The organism is Bacteroides sp. UBA939, assembly GCF_002293435.1.
Taxonomy (GTDB): domain Bacteria; phylum Bacteroidota; class Bacteroidia; order Bacteroidales; family Bacteroidaceae; genus Bacteroides.
Window position 1 is genome coordinate 1,234 of the sequence record NZ_DBDF01000222.1, and the last position, 23,567, is coordinate 24,800.

Genomic DNA, 23,567 nt, shown 5'->3' on the forward strand with positions numbered 1-23,567 from the left:
ATCCGCGTCATCCGCGTCTAAAAAATATATTGCTAAATTATCATTTAGCAGATAACCGTAAAAAAAACAATAATATCATAAACAATAGTATCATGAGAAAGATAATAGTAACATGTGGTTTGTTGTTCTCCTTATCGGGGTGGGGACAAACATTACCTTACCAAAATCCCCAATTAAGCTCAGCAGAAAGAGCCAAAGACCTCGTATCACGCCTGACTCTCGAAGAGAAGGCCATCCTGATGTGCGACGACTCGGACGCCATACCGCGATTAGGCATCAAGAAGTTCAACTGGTGGAGCGAAGCCCTTCACGGAGTAGCCAACCAGGGAAATGTAACCGTCTTCCCCGAACCGGTAGGCATGGCCGCCTCTTTCAACGACAAACTGGTATTCGACATATTCAATGCAACCTCCGACGAGATGCGCGCCAAGCACAACGAACGGGTACGCAACGGACTGGAAGATACCCGCTTCCACAGCCTCTCCGTCTGGACTCCCAACGTGAACATCTTCCGCGACCCTCGCTGGGGACGCGGGCAGGAAACCTACGGCGAAGACCCTTACCTGACTTCCCAAATGGGCATTGCCGTAGTCAAAGGTCTGCAAGGCCCCGAGGACGAGAAGTATCGCAAACTGCTGGCATGTGCCAAGCATTATGCCGTACATAGCGGCCCGGAATGGAGCCGCCATACCGTCAATCTGAATAATATAGACCACCGCGACTTGTGGGAAACCTACCTGCCCGCCTTCAAGGCATTGGTGCAGAAGGCCGATGTACGCGAAGTGATGTGCGCTTACCAGCGTCTGGACGATGACCCTTGCTGCGGAAACACCCGCCTGCTTCAGCAAATACTCCGCGACGAGTGGGGATTTAAGTATCTCGTAGTATCCGATTGCGGCGCAATTGCCGACTTCTGGACTTCGCACAAGTCTTCTTCCGATGCTTTGCACGCCGCCGTCAAGGGTACCATGGCAGGTACGGACATAGAATGCGGCTACGGATATGCTTATCAGGAACTTCCCAAGGCAGTAGCCCGGGGCTTAATCACGGAAGAAGAGATAGACAAGCATGTACTCCGCCTGCTGGAAGGACGCTTTGAACTCGGAGAGATGGACGACCCGTCGCTGGTGCCCTGGTCTAAGATACCGATGTCCGTAGTCAACAGCAAAGCCCACAAAGACTTGTCTCTGGAGATGTCACGCCAGACAATGACGCTCCTTCAGAACAAGAACAATACATTGCCGCTGAGCAAATCCATCCGCAAGGTTGCAGTCATAGGCCCCAATGCCGACGACAAACCTGTGCTGTGGGGAAACTATAATGGTACGCCCAACCATACGGTCACCATCCTGGACGGCATCAGGAGCAAACTGAAAAAGAACCAGATTGTCTACATGAAAGGTTGCGACCTTGTGAATGACAAGACGCTTGAATCATACCTCGACCAATGCAGCATAGACGGAAAACCGGGCATAAAGGCCACTTTCTGGAACAATCAGGAGCGCGAGGGAGAACCTGTATCTTCACTCTACACCACACAGCCCATCAACGTAACCACCTACGGACAGCATACCTTCGGCCCGGGGGTGAACCTTGAGAAGTTCTCGGCAAAGTACGAGACTGTGCTTAAGCCCAAAGCATCGGGCGAAGTTCTCCTCAGTCTGGAAGCTTGCAGCTACTTCGAACTGTTTGTAAACGGGGAGTCTAAGTACAAGCGACGCACATGGCGAACTACCGACAGCCGCACCATCCTGCAAGTGGAAAAGGACAAAGAGTACAAGATAGAAATCCTCTACGCACAGGTAGAGAACTGGGCAGCCAACCTGAAATTCAATCTCGGCAAGGAGTTCCCCATCAATTACGACGAAAGCATTGCGAAACTTAAAGGTGTAGATGCCGTCGTCTTTGTAGGCGGCATATCGCCGCAACTGGAGGGTGAGGAAATGCCGGTGACGCTTCCCGGTTTCAAAGGCGGCGACCGCACGGACATAGAGCTGCCGGCAGTGCAACGCAACTTCCTCAAAGCGCTGAAGGAGGCGGGCAAGCAGGTGATATTTGTCAACTGTTCCGGTTCTGCCATAGCGCTGCTGCCCGAAACCGAAAGCTGCGATGCCATCCTCCAGGCATGGTATGGAGGCGAACTGGGCGGACAGGCTGTAGCCGATGTATTGTTTGGAGACTACAACCCTTCAGGCAAACTGCCAATCACCTTCTATAAAAGCACGCAGCAGTTGCCCGACTATGAGGACTACTCGATGAAAGGGCGTACTTACCGGTATATGTCCGACCCGCTGTTCCCCTTCGGATACGGTTTAAGTTACACCGGCTTCACTGTAGGCGAGGGCAAGTGCGACAAGACGCAACTGCGCGCCGGCGAGGGGCTGACATTGCAAGTGCCTGTTTCCAATACAGGCAAGCGTAGCGGAACGGAAGTCGTACAGATATACATTCGTAAAACGGGAGATACCGGCGGGCCGCTCAAATCCCTGCGTGCGTACAAACGTGTGGAACTGGCGCCGGGTAAGAAACAGGATGTAGCCATACAGTTGGCGCCCGAAGCATTCGAGTGCTTCGATACTTCTACGAATACCATGCGGATTGCTCCGGGAGAATACGAACTGTTCTATGGAACCAGTTCTGCCGAGAAGGACTTGCAGTCGGTCAATATCACACTATTATAATCCGGGACAACTGCAGCAGAATCTTAGAGGCTGTTTAAATCCTGTTTAGAGCCTGTTTAAATTTCGGATTATCTATTAAGATAACTTACCCCGATCGACACTTACTCGAAATCCCGCCCGAAATGTGTTCTGAGAGGGGGTAGTCTAAGTATACGACTGAGATAGTCTAAGTATACGACTGAGGGTATCTCAGTTGTATAGTGAGGTACCCTAAGTATGGGACTGAGATTATGAAGGATAACCCGGGTGCTGCACTTGTTAATAAACATTGGTCATATTCTTTAAAAACGCGCCAAAGATTTATTAAAAACACTATTGATGATTATTAGCAAATTCTCATTTATCAGTTTACTGGTACGATTACAGATACTCATCATAACTTCTGTTCCGCTTGCGAATAGATTTTGAGTATAAGATGCAATTTCTCTCATTTTCTAAAATAGGAAAAGGTTATTCAGAAAAAAGATGCAAACACTTTGTCTTTAACAGAATTATTCTTACTTTCGCAAAGTTAATTCCTTAACTCAGTGCGTATGAAAGCATTTACTTTATTACTTTTTGTTTGCGGTAGTTGCAGCTTTTGTTTGCGGGCACAATCTGTAGTAGTGCCTACGCCCCAGCCGTGGACGTTTTCCCGCGTTGAAGTAGGAGGAAATCATTCGGTTCCGCAAAATCCTTCCCTTCCAAAGATTCCTGTCCCATCTTCTCATAACATGCCGTTGCCCGAAGTAAATTCACACAATCAAGCCGTAATGCAGATGATTGAAGAAGATATCGCATACCATGAAGAGATGGAACGGCAAAAACTCATTCTCGAACAACTTATTTATAAAGGCTTCCCCTCCTGGGAAGGAGAACCCGGAACCGAAGACTTCTTTGAAGCGTACGAAGAATTGTCCGCCATGCTCGCAGACTCCATCCCGTTGAGCGTTGAACGCGCCGTGTTTCTGGTAGAGAATGCTTATTTGGGCAATACGATGAAGTATTCCGATTTCCAAAACAAGATTAGTGAAAGAGTGCAATACTGCCGTTGGAGACTGAATGACCTGAAACTAAGCCCTAATGACGGATTGGCTAAGAACATGGCCATTTTCAGCTTGTTGACCGATACCCTGTCCATCCGTCAACCCGGTAGTGAGAAAACAATCGTGCATTACCCCTTGAAGTATAATCTGGATGATTACGACGGTCGTAAGGATTATACCAGCCATTTTGTATCCTCCATGCTTTATAATAATGTCGGGCAATGTTATTCCATGCCTTTGCTCTATCTGATGATGTCCGAGCGAATGGGGTCGGAAGCATATCTCTCGTATGCTCCCAGGCACATGCTTATTAAAATAAAGGACGATAAAGGGGCATGGTATAATTTGGAATTGACTTGCCGCTCTATATTGAGCGATTACCATTATATGAACGGCAGCTACATCAAGAGTGAGGCAATCCGCAATGGACTGTATCTGGCGCCTGTCGGCAAGAAGGAAACAATTGCGATGATGATGGTGCAGTTAGGAAGGTATTTCCTTGTCAAGTACGGTTACGACCCTTTTATAATGAAGTGTGTGGAGCAGGGTGAACGATATGACCCGCGTAATGTTGATGCGAAAATCATTAAATCTGACTATCAGACGAAACTGACGCTGGAAATTGTCCGCCTGCTGAATGCGCCTCCTCCTGAAGTATTGAAAGAAACCTTTCCCGATGCTTATCAGCATTATGTGCGTATGCTTCAATTGTATAAGGAGATGGACGACAGCGGTTATGAAGAAATGCCGGTTGAAATCTATCAGAACTGGCTGAAACATGTAGCGAGCCTGAAAGAGAAAGAAAGGTTGAATCCCCAACCGGGGCTTCGGATGATAGTGAAATAATCATGTAAAGACGATAAATAGTATGAAGAAAGTATTACTTGTTGTATTGGGGATTGGGCTTTTGGCATTATCCGTATATGCCCAAAAGTCAGAAGGCAATCCTTTTGCCCGTTTAGGTTATCAGGCGGATGTGTACACATTTGGCGGAAATAAGGAATTTCATGACCAGGACGTGGTTGTGGTGATAGGTGATGTCCGTTATAATACAAAGACTAAGGAAGTCGTTGGTTTCGTGACGGATAGGGATACTCTGATTGAACTGCGACCGGAGCTGCAAAGCATGTCGATAGATCCACATGCTGAGAAGTATTATTCGGTAACGCCGTATGCGTATTGTATGAATAATCCGGTGAGATACGTTGACCCTGACGGCAGGGATGTGTGGGAAATGCAACAAGATGGGACTGTTAAATGGATTGAGGAAAGCAAAGAACACACTCTGTATGCTCTTAATAAGCAGGGAGAAAGGACAGGAGCTTCTATTACTATTACAGATCGAACGATTTTCGACCAACTTACAGAAAATAGAAACCCAAAAGATTATGATGGGAGTTATGCCATTAGTGATTCACACGAAGTTGGAGATGTGTTTCTGTTTGCAGCTAATAATTCAAATGTAGAATGGGGATTGGAAGGATATCAAGGAGAAGAAGGTAGGCAGTATGTACTTCGTACTCAACATGAAACAAGTTCAGTGTCTAGTAGGAACAATTCAAAAGAAGGATTGACAATTTCTAATCAATTCTTTGCTATGCATAGTCATCCAGGCCCAAATGGGACACTAGGTGGATCTGGCTATGGAGCTTTAATAAGTGGAGATAGAAGATTTGTTAGAAATAGATATTATGAAGCTAGAGAAAAAGGAGTTTCTCCACCTACATATTATGTTTTTCATAAAGAATCAAAAAAAATATATCAGTATAATCCACAACAATCGAGTATTTATATAAAAAAAGTAACCAACAATAATGGACTTCGTTTTATAGTTCCCAAACGATGAATATGAATAATAAATTCTCATTGCTAATAATGATGTTGATATTATGTAGTTGTAACAACAAAGATAGTCAACATAGGCAACAAGGTATGTTATTAAACAAGGATACAGTTACTAATATGTCTACCTCTCCTTTTGTGGAAGTAATAGAAAGGGGAGTAGAAGAATTCATAAGATATGTAGCAGAGTTGGAGTTGGGCACTCCTTTAAAAGAAAAGGTTTTTGCTCTTTACTTCTATAATAAAGACGGAGATACTTATGTAATGATGTTCGCTGCTCCTTATTATATGAAAGAAATGATTAAGGGTTATACGTATATTGATGGATGTACATTTGTCTATTATGGCGAAGAAAGTGTTGGAGATAAATATATTGATAAGAACAAATTATTGCCTTATCATGACACCTTGCCTGGTTTTTCAGATTATGACGAGCTTCCGGTAGGTCATTATGATTCTTATGGCATAGAGTTCCAAATTGTAAATTCTGATAGCTTATTGATTGTCAGAAAAGGAATGTTATAGTGGAGTTAGATGTAATATATTTAGATATTGAATGTGCTTGTGGGAATAATTAGAATTATTATTATCTCTTTTTTATTCATTGCAGTGGTTTCTCTTTCAGTTTATCCGCAAGCCGCTTATTACAGAGAGCAGTTAAGGCTTGTAAATATGCTGAATGGTAGAGATTCGCTTGATTTGCAAACGGCTGTGTATGCGGTGGAAAATGCCTATTATAATGGAAACCTGAATAAAGACGTTTTTGATAAGCAGATTGACATATATGCCGAGTTCTCCAAAAGAATTCTTCTTTCCGGTGATGTCCGTTATGATGGAAAAGGAGATGAACAGTCGGCAATGACTCAATGCGCAGTTTTTGTTTTTATGACGGATACTATTCCTATGCAAGTAGGAGATACCGTTATCGGTCATCCGCCTTTTGAGTATAATTTTGATGATTATAGCGGAAGGGAAGATTGGAGTAACATGTTTGTATCCCGTATGATGGAAACAAGAAGGGGTAACTGTCATTCCATGCCCTTGCTCTATAAAATGATAATGGATAGACTGGGAGAAGAATGCTGGTTGGCTTTGGCTCCGAACCACATGTATATAAAAGCCCGGAATCAGCGTGCCGGTTGGTACAACATCGAACTGACCTGTGCCGATTTCCCCACGGATGCATGGCTGACAGCCTCCGGATATATCCATTTGGACGCCATACGGAATGGGGTTTATATGGATACTCTCTCTGTGAAGCAGTCCGTAGCATTGTGCCTTACGGATTTGGCTCAGGGTTATATGCATAAATATGGTATACGTGATGGTAGGTTTATAACGCAATGCTGTGATACGGTATTGACTTACTATCCTAACTATATCAATGCCTGGTTATTGAAGGCGCATGTTATGAGTCAGTTATACCAAAAGGAAGAAAAGCAGGAACTTAAGCAGGAGATGGATAAAGTCTATACAAGGATACACGAGTTAGGATATCGGAAAATGCCTCAGGAAATGTATTTGAGCTGGTTGTATTCTTTGAATGAATATAGTAACGAGTATCGGATAAAGAAAATTGTTAGTTTTAACTATGGGGATAGACACAAAACTATTAGTAAAGAATAATGAGATACATCAATACAATAACCTGGATTGCCACCCTGCTCTGCTACCTGCATGGGCAGGGTTCGGCTTTCGCACAAAACGACATAAACCAATACAATTACCTGCGTCTCGGCATCCGCAACGGATTGTGCGATAACTCCATCCGGGCTATACACAAAGACAAAAACTCATTCATGTGGTTCGGCACTTCCAACGGACTCGACCGCTACGACGGCTACGAACTGAAACATTACTCCACCGCCCCAAGGCAGCCTTACCTCTTTATTGAAAGCAACTACATAAACGATATTGATGAAGACAACGACAACCATCTGTGGGTGGCATCCGAATCGGGCATCATGAGCATAAACCTGCTTTATGAGAATACGAATCTCTATAAAGAATACTCCGGAGCAAACAGCAACGTACTCCACACCCCCGTTCAGGCAATACTCGTCGATAATTCAGGCAACCTGTGGATAGGCAAAAGCAACGGACTGTATCTTGCCAGCTTCAACGGAGAAAGGCAAATCCAAGATATCCGGCTATTGAAAAACGATGTAGACATCAAAACCATCACAAAGCATGGCAACGACATCTGGGCGGGAGGCGATAAATGCCTGCTGCGATTCACCTCTTCCGGCAACCGGCACTACAGCAACACGCCGGTTACCATAAAGCTCGACTATCCGCAGCTTGCCTTCAACTGCCTGTTCTCTTACGGCGATTACCTGTGGATAGGTACGCAAAACGGTTTGTACAGTTACAACACGTTGAACCAGACCTGTACGCCCTACCGGCACAACCCGGGCGATGCGAACAGCATTTCCTCTGATTTCATCACCGACATCGGCAAGAATTCATCCGGCGACATCATCATTGGTACCCGGAACGGCGTGAATATCTACCAACGGAACGACCGCTTCGTAGCCTTCAGCAAGGGCAATCACCCACAGTCGCTGAACGACAACATCATCAACCGCATATTTGTTGATGAGAATGACAATATCTGGGCGGGAGCAGACTTCGGAGGAATTAATATCATGTCTCCGCAACGCATTACCTTTACCTACGCACTGCAAGGACACGAGCAGGGAACTCCGAATATCATCAGTACCGTATTTGAAGACAAAGAAGGAAATATCCTTGCCGGCATTGTGGATGGAGGATTGGCGATTAAAAGAAAAGGAAGCCGGTCTTTCTCTTTCTACAAGCACAATCCGGCAAACCCGCACTCGCTGGCGCATAACAATATATCGGATATTATACAGGACTTCCACGGCGACTACTGGATATCGACCATCGGCGGAGGACTGGACAAGCTGGCAAGAAACAACCTCTCCGCCCCGGTCTTTGAACATTACAACAACCTTAACTCCGCCCTGCCGTCCAACGACATTTACGACATAGCACTGGACTCGGTGAGGAACGCGCTGTGGATATGCAACAGCAGCCATATCAATACACTCGACTTCTCGACCGGCGTTATCAACCGGCTGAAATACTATACACAGTCCAAAGAGCCTGTACATAACATGAGTACCATCTTCATCGACTCGCGCTCCAGACTGTGGGTGGGCGGCAACGGTGTTTATATCATCGACCTGGAAGACGGAAGAAACAACTACGAATGCATATACTACCAGTACAAGCTGGATAATCCCGGAAGCAAAATCAATGAGAAGATAACCTGCATATTCGAAACCCGGAAGGGAGAGATTTATCTGGGAAGCCTCGGGAATGGCATTTACCTGGTAGAAGACGGAAGAAGCGCCGGGGAATACAATTTCAGGAATTACGCCGTGCGCAGCGGACTGTCGGACACCAGCATCTCGAACATACTGGACGATGAGAACGGGAACCTCTGGATAAGCACGCTAAGAGGCATTTACTTCTTCGACGTCGTCACCAGGCGAGCATTCAAGTTTGATGAAGGAGACGGACTGCTGGTGCCCCAGTTCTACAAGCGGTCGGGGTGCAAGACGGCGGATTACAATATGCTGTTGGGCACTATCGACGGGCTTGTCACGTTCAGCCCCTTAGTCAGCCTGCCCAAGCAGGAGCAACGCACAGTAACCCTCACCGGCGCCGTCTGCGACGGAAGGCAACTGACTCCCTATCTGGATAGCGACAATCTGCCGGAAAGCATATCAACTGCCGGAGAACTGCACCTGTATCCGCCACAGAATTCGTTTGAAATAAACTTCAGTTGTCTGGACTACCTCGAACAGGAGAAGGTATTCTACTCGTACCGCATACTCGAACTGAAGGAGAACAGGAACGTGGGACTCATGAAAAGAAATGCCAAATATACCAACCTCTCGCCCGGCAGGTACACGCTGGAGATACAGTGCACTAACCACGACAATACGTGGTCTACGGAATTTACCACCCTTAGCATCATTGTACATCCGCCTTTCTATAAAACAACGTGGTTCTATTCGCTGATGGCTGTCCTGGTAGTATCTATCCTGATTTACATTATCTATTCGTATAATGCCAGACAGAAGCACATACAGAAGCTACTGAAGGAGAAGATAGAAGCCATGTCGCAACAGATGGAGGCCATCAACAAAGAGAAGCTTTCGTACTTCACCAACCTTACGCATGAATTCAAGACTCCGCTCACCCTGATACAGGGGCCGGCAAGCCAGCTTGTGAACCGGGTTACCGACCCCGAAGAGAAGGAAGACTTGCAAATCATTAACCGCAATGCGCAGTACCTGCTTTCGTTAGTGAACCAGCTTATCGACCTGCGGAAGATAGATACCAAGAACCTGACTCTCAGCTTTACCCGCTTCAACTTCAGCAAGCTGCTGAACACTACCCTGACGGACTTCTCCAGTCTGATGAAGGAGCGGGATATCCGGTTCGAGAAGATATACCGCCTGAAGAGTGATCATATTTATTCGGATAAGGAGAACCTGCATAAAATACTGTTTAACCTGCTGTCGAATGCAATTAAGCATACGCCGGACAAAGGGAGAATCACGGTACATGCCAGTCAGTTTACCGACAAGTCGAAGAGGCTTATACAATTCATCTCCGTTGCCAACAGCGGCAGTACCATTGCGCCTGAGGAGGTGGACAAGATATTCAACCGCTTCTACCGGATTCCCGACCAGAATAAATACACGAGTTACGGGCAAAGCAGTACGGGCATCGGTCTGCATATAGTGAAAGAGATTACTACGCTGCTGGGCGGGACAATAAAGGTGAAGAGTTCGGAGGGCGCAGGGGTGTCTTTCAGACTGTACTTCCCCATAGCGCTGGCGGGTGAAGTGGAGAATGGGGTTCATGGAGTGGGAAATGGAGTTCATGAAGTGGAGAATGAGGTTCATGAAGAATACAGTAAGCCTGTGCAGGTAGAGGACAAGATAGAACTTTTCATCCCCGTTGACAATACCAAACCTACGCTGCTGCTGGTAGAAGATAATCCGGACATGCGCCACTACATCAGGGATATGCTGAAAGGGAAATACAACATTGCTGAGGCTAACAACGGTGAACAGGGTTACAGGATGGCGCAAAACGTGATGCCCGACTTCATTGTATCTGACTTGATGATGCCTGTGTGCGACGGAGCCGACTTCTGCAAAAGGATACGTGAAGACAAGCTCTTATGTCATATTCCGTTCCTGTTGCTTACGGCAAATTCGAGTGAGAATGCCCGGATAGAAAGTTATGAGAATGGTGTGGACGGGTATATCACGAAGCCTTTCGAGCAGTCTGTCCTGTTGGCTAATATAGACTCTATATTGAAGAACAGGGACTTGCGCCAAAAGAAGTTCGTAGAACAGGACTTAGACCCTATTCTACTGGAAGTGGGGCAACCGGACCAGCAATTCATGAATGATGTGATGGATATACTGGAGAAGAATTATGCGAATCCGGATTTCGGCGTGAAGGAGCTGACGGATAAACTGAATATCAGCTATACGGTTATTTACAAGAAGTTCATTTCGCTCACCGGCCTGCCTCCGGTACGCTTCATCCAACTATACCGGTTGCAGATTGCAAAGAAGATACTGGAGAACAGTACGAACAATGTTATTGTATCCGAGATTGCTTACCGGGTGGGGTTCAATGATCCCAAGTATTTTACTCGCTGCTTTGTGAGGCAGTATAGGAGGACGCCGAGTTCGTTCTTTAAGTAATGCCTTAATTCCGTAACGAGAGGTATCAACGTTTAAAGAAGAGAACGAGGCGGTAAAGGTGTTCCGCCTTGCTTTGTCGGAGAATGTGGCGAAAGTGATTCAGCAGAATCTCTAATTTCATTTATAATGTACGCGCGCGCACGTGTGTGCGCACGCATACCCAGAGTTTTTATATCCTACCCTCACGCCCTCACTCTTTCTCTTGTATCCCTTTGTTCATCGGCGTTTGAACAGGTGAGGGTAAGGGTGAGAGTAGAGTGAGGGTAGAAGTTACCCTCACTCTGTTTATTGCCTGCAATTTGGTTGTAACACGCTGATATACAGTGTTTAAACGGGATATATGTGGTTCTTGGACGGGATATAGATGGTGCGCGCACCATCTATATCCCGTGTTTTCACCATCTATATCCCGTTCGCGAACCGCATATAGGCGGTGTAAGTGCCATCTATATGTGGTGAAAACACGGATTTACAAAGGGATAATACCTGGGTTGCATTGTTCATATTGCAAGCTAATGCCTCGAAATTCATCTCACGGGATGAAAAAATCCATCCCATGGGATGAAAAAATCCGTCTCGTGAGACTGTGAAATCCGTCTCATGGGACGGATTTATACTCACCAAGTGGTGGCAAACAGATGATTCAGAAGAGATCCGCTCCGTATCTTGTCCGTGTCAAAGCCTTAGCTGCTCCGTATAAGGGTACCTTTATACGGAGCAGGTAGGGAGCAGACGCGGCTTTGACACGGTTTTGGTACGGCGAAGACAATGCGCGTAAGTGACTGAGACACAATTATTAGCAAGAAAAATCTTACATTTCCCCCAAAAAGCACGACCAATTATTGCAATTCTTCAGAAATTATTTTTATATTTGTAACGTTGTCTGGAAAATCAAGTCTAATACTATTGCTTTACTTTATCCAACAGCGTATCACTGGAAAACCGGACATTGTTTGACAAACGAATCTTATACTAATTATAACCTTATAGAAAAGAACGACCATGAGACTGAAATTTTGCTACATCCTTCTTCTGTTCCTGATTCCCCTTGAAGCATTCCCCCAGCCCAACGTTCCGGGTACCCGCACATACCTGCCCGATATTCCGACTGCCGCCGAGCTGTTCAAATACGTGTCGCACCCCGTAAGCCACAGCACGGGCTTGGTTGATATCACAATCCCGATTTACGAAATAAAGGTTGGAGACGTCACCCTGCCAATATACCTGAAATACCACAGCTCGGGGATTAAAGTGACGGAAGCCCCCAGCTGGGTGGGAGCCGGGTGGACGCTTGTGGCCGAGCCCGTCATCTCCCGGTCGGCAGAAGGCTCGCCAGACGAGCAGTACTTCGGAAGGCAGCAGCCGGCGCAGCCCAACGCGATGTCCATCATGGATCTCCAGTCGTGGTATGATTACCACAACTATGATTTCGCCCCCGACAACTTCTATTACCGACTGCCGGACAAAAGCGGTGGGTTTTATTACCCGAGGAATGTATGGCCCAACAGCCAGAGTCAGCGGACGCCGGTGATTCATCCGTACGAACCGCTGACGGTGAAGGAAATAGCGACCTCGTCCCAGGGGGTGATCAGCGGATTTGAAATTACCGACGAGAAGGGGATGACATACCTGTTTGACGGGGTATTTGAGCATATACAGTCCGGTTCCAAAGGCAGCCGCAGCGCTTGGAAGTGCACATCTATCAAGTCTAGGAGCATGAACCGGACACTGATCAATTTTACTTACGAATCCGTATCCGACAGGCGGTCACGCATCATTCATGACGCCGGCGAAGTGGAATTCATGCAGAACGAGGTCGACACGCACCAATCACTACCGGGCATCAGCCTCTCCGGCTATACGAGCAGCCTTATGTCCCAAGGCGTGGTGTCCAACCTGGGACAGGAACAGGCTTATTATTATACAATAACTAAATCCAAAATACCGTACGAGGATTCCTACGTAAATGCCGTGCAAATCCCCTATTACGAAGTCCCTATGATGTCGACGCCAGTTTACCAGATTTCGGAGAAAAGGCTGTCGACAATTAACTGGGGAAACGGTAATTACATCCGTTTTACGTCCACAAAGCCCTCCAACTTCACGAATCCCGTCATTTCCAAGATTGAAGTCTATGTGGGAGGGAAAATCATCCGTACAGTAGACTTGGATTACTCGCTTTTGGGGGGCGGGAGAGATTTGTTTATTCTTAATAATTTGGTTGTCAAGGGAAGCGATTCGGCGGCTGTTGAAAGATATAAATTTAATTACTTCAATCCAGAGTCTTTTCCAACAACATCTTACCGGAATTTTGACTATTGGGGTTACAAGAGCGGGAATGCCCCCACAAACATAAACAGTGTCCCCTTTCAGACGATTACGATAAAAGCGCCTCTTTTCGAGGACTGGAACAATAAGCAGATTACTTTAGGGGTAGGGCGCGCTGCCTATTTCAACGATGCGCTTACGGGCACGTTATCCTCGATTGTCTACCCCACAGGCGGGAAGACCTGCTTCACATACGAGTTTCACAGGTTTAAAGACCCTGTGCTTCAGAGTTCGATAAGGGGTATAAATGAGGGAGCCGGCCTCCGGATCAAGAAGGTAGAGGACTACGTGAAGGAAACCGACCAGGTTCCCGTGCTCATACGTAGCTACAAGTACGGGGAAGGGGAAAATGGACTGGGGTTCTGCTATGACTTCCCATATATAGAAAGGTTCAGGAGCCAAAGCGAACGCTGGTATTATGGCAGTAATGGATCTTTTAAAACAAGCTTGGTTTGGTCGCTTTCCCACAGCCCGCTGCCCCATACGAGCGGCAGTCCCATTTCCGCGCCCGTGGCATACAACTACGTGACCGAATACACAGGTGATAGTCTGAAAACCGTTTACAAGTTTAATTACTCAGAGAACACATTCCGGAGTATGGTTCCCCAGGACGCCACCCATCCCGGCTTTTGGGATCACAGGAATGACTGGGCTTCGGGACAGAAACTGGAGGAGATACATTTCAACAAAACCGGTGGAACCTATACGCCCGTCTTGAGCAGGGAATACAGGTACGCCAACTTTATGGAAAGGACGGACGTGACGTATGACGTGTTCAAAGCTGTCCAGAGGATAGGGCAATACAATAGCTGGGAAATACTGCATTCAGATTACTTAATCCTGCAAAGCCCCATCTATTCGGGATGTTCCCGCCTGGTAGAAACCCGGGAAACAACGCACGACGGGAACAGGACAGCGGTGGTTACGACCACAAACACATACAACGCCACGAAGAAGCACATGTATCCTTCCAAAACGACCGTAATTCAAAGCAACGGTTCCGTCATGGAAAACGAGTACAAATATCCCGAAGACCTGGCGCTTAGCGGTGACGCGGAAACGGGGAGAAGCAAGCTTGTGGAACTGGGGGCGTACGGCGTCCTGCTGGAGGAAAACAGGAAAGTGGACGGGAGCTATGTCAGTTCGGCGGGATACGACTATAAGCTGTTCCGTAATCCTAACTTCCCGCACCTGTGGAATGTCAACTCGGGGGAATCTCCCCAGACGCGGGAAAAGCGCGCCACGTTCATGGACTATACCAATTCCGGATTGCCCCTGTGCATAAGGCAAGACGAAGCGACGAACGTGATATACGTATGGGCAAATTACGGGAACAACATGATAGCGGAGGTAAAGAATATGGATTTGTCGGCTTTCCTCGCATCGGTGCCGCACAGTATGCTGGACGGACTTTTCGCCACCCACTGTACGGACAGTCATAGCATATATGCGATTCTCAATAATATAAGGAGCAACCCATCCATACATGTCACATCATACATTTATGGGACTTCATCGGAACTGCTAAAAGTCATCGACCCTTCGGGTAGGGCAGTTTCCTATGAATATGACAATCTGAACCGGCTCAAGTTGGCGAGGAATCAGGAAGGTGAAATCATTGAAAGATATGATTACAATTACAGGAACAGGTAAGCGAGGGAATCTATCCGGAAGGAGAATTCCGGTAAAGTAGTTGAAACGAATATCCATAAACTTGAAAACGAATAAAGACTGAATATCATGAAACGAAATATATATCTTATTGTATTGCTTACGTTGGTTGCCCAGTTCCTTCAGGCGCAACGACTCCCTCCAATCATCGATCCTCCGAAAATAATGGATCCGCTTGTCCCGCTGACAACCGATCCGCTGGGAATATTACCCTCCAATCAGGATTACCAGACCAGCCGTAGCCGTCAAATTACCGGTCTTCCCCGGAATATTGTGTTCTCCTTTGAGCTGCTTTCGGAATCGGAAGTGACCATTTCAGCAACCGGAAACAGTACCGGCTATACAGTTGAAATTTACGATTTTCGTTCCGGGCAAGTACCGCTTATATATGGGTCTTATTCGAACGGTTCAAATACCTCCGGGACTCTAACCGAAGTTTTGCGACCGGGACAATACGTAGCCTGCGCCATAGTCGGTACAAATTCACTCCTAACGAGTGTATTGACCAGTAATCCAACCGGAAATTCCGTAGCGGACGACGGCATGATATCCGGACAAGAGAATTACATCCGAACCCGCACCTATACTAACGCTGCCGGTACCAAATACCTGGATAACATCCGGTACTTCGACGGCCTTGGCCGCCCGGAGCAGACCGTGCAGCGGAAGGTTACCCCTGAAGGCAAAGACCTCGTGACATTGCAAGAGTACGATGCGGGCGGGCGGGCGTCAAACTCCTGGTTACCCGGCACATCTGCCGGAAACGGGGCTTACGTCAGTCCAGAAACGGTAAAGACGGCGGCAAAGACGCTGAACAGCGACCAGAATCCTTACTCCCGCCCCGTGTACGAGGTCTCCCCTCTGAACCGCGTGCTGGAACAGTACGGCCCCGGCGCCGCCTGGCAAAATAGTTCACGCGGGGTAAAGAGCAGTTTCTCAGTCAACATATCCGGAAACGACACCCTGAACTGCGTGCTCTACAAGGTTTCAAACACTACCGTCACCACCGATACGCTGGTAACCGTAACACGCCAAGGATATTATCCCACCGGCTCGCTCTACGTCACCCGCACCGCCGACGAGGATGGCAATGCCTCTTTCGAGTTTACCGACAAGTCGGGGCAGGTGTTGCTCACCCGGCAGGTTGTGCGCAGCGGAAGCACAAAAATTCTCCACGACACCTATTATATATATGATAATTACGGCAACCAGACCGCCGTCCTTCCCCCGCTTGCCTCGGACGCCTTGAAGGGCAGCACGACGGCTTCCTGGACGAACGCCAACTCCGTCGTCCTGCGCAACTACGCCTACCTGTACATGCACGACAAGCGTAACCGCTGCAAGGCCAAACGGATGCCGGGAGGCGACTGGACGTACTACATATATGACAGGGCCGACCAACTCATCTTCTCCCAGGACGGCGAGCAGCGCAAGAAATCTCCGAAGGAATGGACATTCTCCATACCCGACGCGTTTGGACGTGTCTGTATAACAGGAATCTGTACCAACAATTATACCAGCACATTGGCGGTCACGCCCCCGTTAAACAATATCGTGGTCAAAGCCACCCGGAACAATACGACGGGTACTTACAAGGGATATACTATCTCGGGCGTTACACCGACAAACCCCGCCGTACTCTCTGTGAACTACTACGACGATTATGACTTCCTGGGGATGAACAATATTCCCGCCAACACGGACGAAAGGGCGAAATACACGATCGAATCCGGTTACGGCACTTGGTATGGAACAGATTACACCACCGCCAACAAGGTAAAGAACAAGGACATGCTGACTGGTACACTGACCGCCCGCCTTTCCCCCAACGGGACAATACTTTCCGCCGCCAACGACTTGTACTGCGTGATGTACTATGATTCGAAAGGCAGACTGGTTCAGTCCAAATACAACAACCACCTTGCCGGCGGTACCGAAAAGGAATACTTCGCCTACAACTTCACCGGGCAGATACTCAAACGGAAACATGTACACGCAGCTACGGGTAAGACCACCCAGACGGAAGTCTACACATACGCCTATGACGATGCCGGACGGCTTACAAACGTGAAACATAAATTGAACGCAGGCAGTGAAGTAACCCTTACTGCTAATACTTACGATGAACTTGGTCGCCTGAAGACCACCCAACAAAACGGACAGGCATCTTTGAAAAGTACCTATACTTACAATGTCCGCTCCTGGATGAAGTCAATCTCTTCCACCCTGTTTACCCAGACACTGTATTACAACGACGCTTACGGCAGCAACACGCCCCGGTACAACGGCAACATCTCCGCCATGAGTTGGAAGCTCTCCAACGAGAGCAAGACCAGGGGATACCGATTCACGTACGACAACCTCTCCCGGTTGACCGCCGCGGGTTACCTGGAAAACGGGACGGCGAACAGTAATTTCAATACCACATACACCTACGACAAACACGGTAACATGACCAACCTGATGCGCCGTGGCAATACCGGTACCTCAACCTACGGCATTATCGACAACCTGACGATGACTTATGCGGGCAACCAGCTCATAAAAGTTGAAGATTCGGGAGCGAGCGTTAGTTTATCCGCTTCAATGGATTTCAAGAATGGTTCCAATACCGCCCGTGAATACTATTACAACCGGAACGGCAACCTGACGAAAGATGTCAATAAAGGTATCAGTAGTATTGCATATAACATCCTGAACCTGCCGGGCACTATTGTTATGCCCACCTCCCCCGGTTCCACGAGTACTTCTTCCAATCTTTATACGTACGCCGCCGACGGAGAAAAATTGAGCACGAGCATCAGCGGAAAGACCACAGATTACTGCGGTAGCTTAATCTATGAGAACGGAACGCTGAAACGTATCCTCATTGAGAGCGGTTACATCGAGAACGGCGTGTACTACTTCTACCTAAAAGATCACTTGGGCAACAATCGCGTGGTAGCCAATGCAAGTGGAACAATCGTCCAAAGTAACCACTATTACCCTTATGGTATGTCTTTCGCAGAAGGTACACAAACTTCGTCACAGCCTTTCAAGTTCGGAGGAAAGGAACTGGATACGCAGAAGGGACTGAATTGGTATGACTTCGAGAAGAGACAAATGGATCCGGTACTTGACTTTTTCCCAACGCCAGATCCATTGATGGAGAGTTATTATGCAATTAGTCCGTATGTGTACTGTAAAAACAATCCAATAATTTATATAGATCCAACAGGTGCTTTCTCGACAAAATTTGGAGCATGGCTCTATAAACTATTTCATGGAGGAGGCCAAATATTGAAAGATAAAGGCGGAGAATATTTTGTAAGTAAACAGGTTGAACATACTGGTAATGAAGCTGGAATTACTGTAAAGCGGACGTTTGACTGGGAGGAGCGAAGTACAGGTAAAAATTTGATCCTTCAGAGGCAATGGAAGGCATACCTTGCTGATATTGAATTTCAAGAAACTGTGGAAAGACTTGGATTTGAATATATTAGGGTAGAGAGCCGAAGTGATGCAATTGCTGGAATGTTGCAGCCTATATCACTTACAATTATGCCAAATCCACTCCTTAAATCTGGAACTGCATTGACAAATGTGACTCGCGGAAGAAATGCGGCGAATAGAGGATTGATATTTAATAGTGATGTTTTGGCAAAATTCACACAACACGCTTTTGCTGGTGGTCGCCATGCAGATTTAGGCTTACCAATAAATACAATGGCTTCAAAAGGACTTCGTTTAGTAGAACAAAATATGTCATTATTAAAAGTAGGAGACAACACTTTAGTTGGCAGTATCAATGGAATACAAAAGTCATTTAAAGCATTTGTCCAAAATGGAAAAATTATGTCAGTAAATATGTATCCAGGAGTTTCCGGTAGAGCAACTCAAGGAACAGTCATAAATTATGGGAATATAACATGGTAAAGGAAAATCAAAATATAGAGTTTCTAAGTCATGAAGACTTTAAACATTATAAAACATTTCATTTAATCAATTGTATAATTAACTCTATTGACTTAATTGGGGCATTTGAGTTAAATGTTTGTTTGACTATAGAAAATTGCATCATTAGTAATTTAAAAATTCATTCTTGTTGGTTTGTAAACGGATTAGTATTAAAAAAATGTATCATCAAGAATTATATTGACTATCAGATGGGTGGACATAACTTAAATCCTATAATTCTCGAAGGAAATATATTTATGGATTTCTTTAATTTTTTTGATTGCCAATTTGAGAGTTGTATTGAGTTGAAAAATAATATTTTTATCAAAGGTACAAATCTTTTAGGTAATAAGGGAGAAGGGTTTGAGAATAGTTTTGCTGAAGGATGGCTTGCAGAAAATAATATTGGTAAAATTGATGTAAATGAAATAGAAGCACAATAGTTTCTTTAGGTGTATTAGTTCGCCCAATGAATGATGAGGGGTATCTGTCAAAGTATAAACTAATTATGAACATCTACTTATACTTGTCTTTATCTCATCCGGAAGCGAGAAGTTTTCACCATGAGGCCTCAACAGTCAAGCATTCTGTTTTCTCAGATTTGATGTTCGCCATTTCTTTAAATGACTTTGCAAAGGTATGGCAGGCAGATAACGCATTGTTGCTTTAGTAGTGTTTGAGTTGCATTATTGGTAAAAAGAGGCTTTAAAACCTATCATTAACGTAGTTCGATATAATTTTAGGTAAGAATGATGCGGTCAGTCCTCCTATTTCCCTTGCTGTATAACCGTAACATAAGCCATCGGCGGCAGATCTACAGTCAATGTACCATCCGCATGGATCATAGCGTTCGTTTTCTCCATACATTTCTCTGCATCCGTGACATATACTATGGGCAAAGCACCGGGAGGGATGCCTTTCACTATCGCTTGCCGGGCTGCGCCATTATTGACAATGTGTACTGCATATTGATGGGTAGCTGCCGACCCGAATGCAGCGCAGTTTACATTCTCATTACTACTGGTCAGCGGAAAAGCAAATAGATTGGCTGGTGTGGAAGCCAGTTGTTTCATCATCCAAAACCGGCGCGTAGGCTGCATGGGGCCAGTCGAACCGTAGATACCGTCTCCCCAAAGGAGTGAATAATCGGCTGTAAGCTGCCATTGCAAGATACTAAGTGGCTGGCAGATAGCGGCAATACGGGTGTATAAATTAATCTCATAGAGTGCAAATGTTTCTTCGAGGAAAATCTGTGGATAACGGTGAGCCGCTGCATCCGTACTTCCTTCGCCCACAATGAGAGGCACATTGAGCGTACGTGACACGGCAGCCCACTTCTCTAAGGTCTCCTTATCGCACCCCCGCCAAGAGTGAAACGAGACGGCTGCTATATAGGGATGTGTCTCTTTATCGTTCACGGCAGGAGCTACAAAATCGTACGTAGTGGCATCCGAATTATCCCCCAGGAGTATTTTGGTAGCAAGTCCGCGGGAAGCCAGACAAGCACCGAGTTCTTTGATGAAGCGGGCATGTTCCTCTGCACTGAACAGTACATCAATACCTATATCGGACTCATTAAACGAGAATGCCCAAGCTTCTACACCACAGTATTCTTTCAAATAAACAAGGTAATCAGCGAGTGAGCGATAGATTTGTTGCTTCTTACTATTGTCCATTTTGAGACCAGCCACCCCTCCTCTGCCGCGCTTCTGGCCAGGCTGAAGTGCCCATTGCGGAGGAAACCATGCACTGACAATAACGGGCATACCCTGTGCGGCGAGGCGTTTTGCCATCTGCATCGAAGCATCGACACGTGCATCCAGCTTACCTGATTTAGCCTTAGCTATGGGGTCAACACGTTCTACAGGCTGCCACGACCGCCAAGGCATTTCGACCCGTCCAAATGCCACGCGTATATTCTCAAGGCAATAGTCTATGACTTTCGGATCGTGAGGACTTTGCAGACGGAAATTCCCACCAAATCCCATAAAGAGACGTCCGGGACTGCTCTTATCGACTTCCACCGTTACAGTCTCATGATCGATAGTGCCATCGGTTTTAATAGTGAAAGCAAGTTTGCCCTGTTGCCCTTTACGCAGATTGCCATCCATCAGCTGAATGTACAGGATAGTATTGCCCGTACGTTCATCTCTACGCACAAATGATTTCACGGAATTCCGGAATCCCAGCTTGATACTCCGATGGTCGGTACGTATACTGATGTTTTTTCCGCCACGAACGATCTTTGCATCCGCATATTGTTCCTTGGGTAAATCGAAACAGTAATAAACACCTTCGACCTGACGAGTGGAATCCGAACTGAAAGCCAGCTCAACAGATGCTTCACCTCGCGCCACATCAGTGACTTTTTCTCCATACCGCACCCCTAACGCACCGCTTTCCACAATAGCCTTACCAGCCTCGCGACGGAAGGTAGTTTGTGTCCGCTCGCGTCCGGAAGCAAACACAGATGTCCAGTTCTTTTCAACAATGCGAAAAGAAGTTTCAAACTCGATGAGTTGTCCGTCCATCCGGATACCTGTCAGATTTCCCCAAGCCATTACCTCTGTTTGAGCAAGACATGAGAAAGCGGTCAGGAAAGAAGCGCAAAAAAACAAGATCGTTTTCATTGTTCTCATAATATAAAAAGACTAATGTTTCGCAGGTTCTCTGTATATTACCAGAGTATCTCTATTCTCCTCCTGGGAGGAGGAGAATAGAGATACATTTGATTATCAATAATATAAAAGGCATGCGAAAGTTTAATAAAAAGATAATAAAACAGACGTAATTTTTATAGCCGAATAATGTTGTTTTAGCGTTTGTTTTTTTTCACCTGTTCGGAGAGTCGATACAACAGTACGTCGTGCCCGGGAATAGTTACCTGCTTGATTTTCTTAGTGTTTCCTTCGACAGATTTCTTTGTATCTTTGGTCCAGAGATTGCGGACAGTGTATACTTTCTTATCAAAGTCTGTTGAGAGTTTAGACACTTCTTCATCGGTAAAGTTAAACTTCTGCCAGTCGATGGTATACGTCTTCGGCTCAGTGGTACGGTTCAGAATGCAGAACGCCCAGTCACCTCCGGCAAGGGGTTTGAACCAGAATTCCAGTCCGTCTTCGGCCTTGAGTTTCAGACCTTGCACGCCGAGTTTGTCCTGATCGATGGCGATGGCTTCCTTATTCAGTATGATATCTTTGGTCTCTTGTGACATATTACGCAGGTCGTTGCCCAGGATGAGGGGAGCAGCGAGCATACACCATAAAGTGAAGTGTGCGCGGTCTTCGCCAACTGTCTGTCCGTTGCCCACTTCCAGCATGTCGGGGTCGTTCCAGTGGCCCGGGCCGGCATATTTGCGAAGGCCTTCCTGCATATCGAGTATCTGGAGCACGCCGTAAGCAGCAAATCCCGGATGCTGGTCAATGCAGTCGAAACAGTTGTAGATGTCGCCCGTGGTACGCCAGGAGTGTCCTGTCTCAGCTGCCCATTTCCAGGGTTTGGAGGTTCCCCACTCGCACATACTGAAGTAGATGGGACGTCCGGCGGCGCGCAGGGCATCACGCATCAGGTTGTAAGCACCTACGGGGTTGATATCTTCCGATTCGCACCAGTCATATTTCAGGTAGTCTATTCCCCAGCGGGCGTATTGCAGGGCGTCCTGGTATTCATGCCCGAAACTGCCGGGACGTCCACCGCAAGTTTTCCGTCCTGCGTCGGAGTAGATGCCGAGTTTCAGGCCGCGGGCATGTACGTAGTCGGCCAGGGCTTTGATACCGGAAGGAAATTTCACCGGATCGGCCTGGATGAAACCGAGGCTGTCGCGCTCTCCGTGCCAGCAGTCGTCTAGGTTCAAGTAGATGTAACCGGCATCACGCAACCCGGTTTCCACCATCTGGTCGGCAATACCTTTAATAATGTTTTCGTCGATGTTGCAGGCGAACTTGTTCCAGCTGTTCCATCCCATGGCGGGAGTGTCCGCCAAGCCTTCAAACTTCTGTGCCTGTACGGGGGTGATGTTTGTCAGCAGAACTATCAGTGCAGTCAATAATAAAGTTTGTTTTTTCATGGTATACTTATTTAGTAGATTTATAAATGCAAAAATACGGGATACCGGCGAGCTTTTCCGATACAATTATAACAGAAAGCCGTACTTATCTTCTTTTAGCCTGCATTATTCATACTGTAGTTAAAGGAGTTATCACTTCGTTAGGAGTTAAGGAGTTAAAGCCGATACTCCGTGAATCATATAACATGAGTATCGGCTTTAACTCCTAAGCCAACTTGTTGGCTGATAACTCCTTTAACCCACATTGCATTAGTAC

At 46.5% G+C, this 23,567-nt stretch carries 11 protein-coding genes; 9 read left to right on the forward strand and 2 right to left on the reverse strand.

Annotated features, from left to right (window positions below; translation table 11 throughout):
- Nucleotides 1-92 precede the first annotated feature (92 nt).
- The 9 genes from xyl3A (at nt 93) to B2Z67_RS14635 (ending at nt 19,688) form a co-directional block, all read left to right on the forward strand.
- Nucleotides 93-2,681 (forward strand): xylan 1,4-beta-xylosidase, encoded by a 2,589-nt coding sequence (gene xyl3A / locus B2Z67_RS14595; RefSeq protein WP_291530576.1) that lies wholly within the window; start codon nt 93-95, stop codon nt 2,679-2,681.
- A gap of 533 nt (nt 2,682-3,214) precedes the next feature.
- On the forward strand, nt 3,215-4,552 hold the full coding sequence (locus B2Z67_RS14600) for a hypothetical protein (RefSeq protein ID WP_291530577.1): 1,338 nt from the start codon (nt 3,215-3,217) through the stop codon (nt 4,550-4,552).
- Between the two features lie 22 nt (nt 4,553-4,574).
- Entirely contained in the window at nt 4,575-5,552 is a 978-nt protein-coding gene (locus B2Z67_RS14605; RefSeq protein ID WP_291530578.1) for a JAB-like toxin 1 domain-containing protein, read from the forward strand.
- Nucleotides 5,549-6,073 carry a hypothetical protein gene (locus tag B2Z67_RS14610; protein WP_291530579.1) on the forward strand — a complete coding sequence of 175 codons (525 nt, stop codon included), beginning with the start codon at nt 5,549-5,551 and terminating at the stop codon, nt 6,071-6,073. Before B2Z67_RS14605 ends, B2Z67_RS14610 begins: the two co-directional genes overlap by 4 nt.
- A 39-nt stretch (nt 6,074-6,112) precedes the next feature.
- The gene (locus tag B2Z67_RS14615; RefSeq protein ID WP_291530580.1) at nt 6,113-7,174 is read left to right on the forward strand and encodes a hypothetical protein; all 1,062 of its coding nucleotides are present in this window, start codon (nt 6,113-6,115) and stop codon (nt 7,172-7,174) included.
- Complete coding sequence (locus B2Z67_RS14620; protein WP_291530581.1) at nt 7,174-11,310, forward strand: hybrid sensor histidine kinase/response regulator transcription factor; 4,137 nt, start codon at nt 7,174-7,176, stop codon at nt 11,308-11,310. The genes B2Z67_RS14615 and B2Z67_RS14620 overlap by 1 nt, the downstream gene beginning before the upstream one ends.
- Nucleotides 11,311-12,312: 1,002 nt before the next feature.
- Nucleotides 12,313-15,291 (forward strand): hypothetical protein, encoded by a 2,979-nt coding sequence (locus B2Z67_RS14625; protein WP_291530582.1) that lies wholly within the window; start codon nt 12,313-12,315, stop codon nt 15,289-15,291.
- An 87-nt stretch (nt 15,292-15,378) separates the two neighbouring features.
- Nucleotides 15,379-19,224 carry a DUF6443 domain-containing protein gene (locus B2Z67_RS14630; RefSeq protein WP_291530583.1) on the forward strand — a complete coding sequence of 1,282 codons (3,846 nt, stop codon included), beginning with the start codon at nt 15,379-15,381 and terminating at the stop codon, nt 19,222-19,224.
- Complete coding sequence (locus B2Z67_RS14635) at nt 19,218-19,688, forward strand: hypothetical protein (RefSeq protein ID WP_291530584.1); 471 nt, start codon at nt 19,218-19,220, stop codon at nt 19,686-19,688. Before B2Z67_RS14630 ends, B2Z67_RS14635 begins: the two co-directional genes overlap by 7 nt.
- Before the next feature lie 324 nt (nt 19,689-20,012).
- Here B2Z67_RS14635 and B2Z67_RS14640 read toward each other — a convergent pair whose 3' ends face one another.
- Together B2Z67_RS14640 and B2Z67_RS14645 are read right to left on the reverse strand one after the other, a co-directional pair.
- Nucleotides 20,013-21,875: a hypothetical protein gene (locus tag B2Z67_RS14640; RefSeq protein WP_291530585.1), complete on the reverse strand. Its 1,863-nt coding sequence runs from the start codon at nt 21,873-21,875 to the stop codon at nt 20,013-20,015.
- Nucleotides 21,876-22,060: 185 nt separating this feature from the next.
- Complete coding sequence (locus B2Z67_RS14645) at nt 22,061-23,311, reverse strand: glycoside hydrolase family 27 protein (protein WP_291530586.1); 1,251 nt, start codon at nt 23,309-23,311, stop codon at nt 22,061-22,063.
- Nucleotides 23,312-23,567: the final 256 nt, after the last annotated feature.

Coding starts and splice junctions, on each gene's coding strand:
- xyl3A (WP_291530576.1), top strand. CDS start 93: ATGAGAAAGATAATAGTAACATGTGGTTTGTTGTTCTCCTTATCGGGG.
- B2Z67_RS14600 (WP_291530577.1), top strand. CDS start 3,215: ATGAAAGCATTTACTTTATTACTTTTTGTTTGCGGTAGTTGCAGCTTT.
- B2Z67_RS14605 (WP_291530578.1), top strand. CDS start 4,575: ATGAAGAAAGTATTACTTGTTGTATTGGGGATTGGGCTTTTGGCATTA.
- B2Z67_RS14610 (WP_291530579.1), top strand. CDS start 5,549: ATGAATATGAATAATAAATTCTCATTGCTAATAATGATGTTGATATTA.
- B2Z67_RS14620 (WP_291530581.1), top strand. CDS start 7,174: ATGAGATACATCAATACAATAACCTGGATTGCCACCCTGCTCTGCTAC.
- B2Z67_RS14625 (WP_291530582.1), top strand. CDS start 12,313: ATGAGACTGAAATTTTGCTACATCCTTCTTCTGTTCCTGATTCCCCTT.
- B2Z67_RS14630 (WP_291530583.1), top strand. CDS start 15,379: ATGAAACGAAATATATATCTTATTGTATTGCTTACGTTGGTTGCCCAG.
- B2Z67_RS14635 (WP_291530584.1), top strand. CDS start 19,218: ATGGTAAAGGAAAATCAAAATATAGAGTTTCTAAGTCATGAAGACTTT.
- B2Z67_RS14640 (WP_291530585.1), bottom strand. CDS start 21,875: ATGAAAACGATCTTGTTTTTTTGCGCTTCTTTCCTGACCGCTTTCTCA.
- B2Z67_RS14645 (WP_291530586.1), bottom strand. CDS start 23,311: ATGAAAAAACAAACTTTATTATTGACTGCACTGATAGTTCTGCTGACA.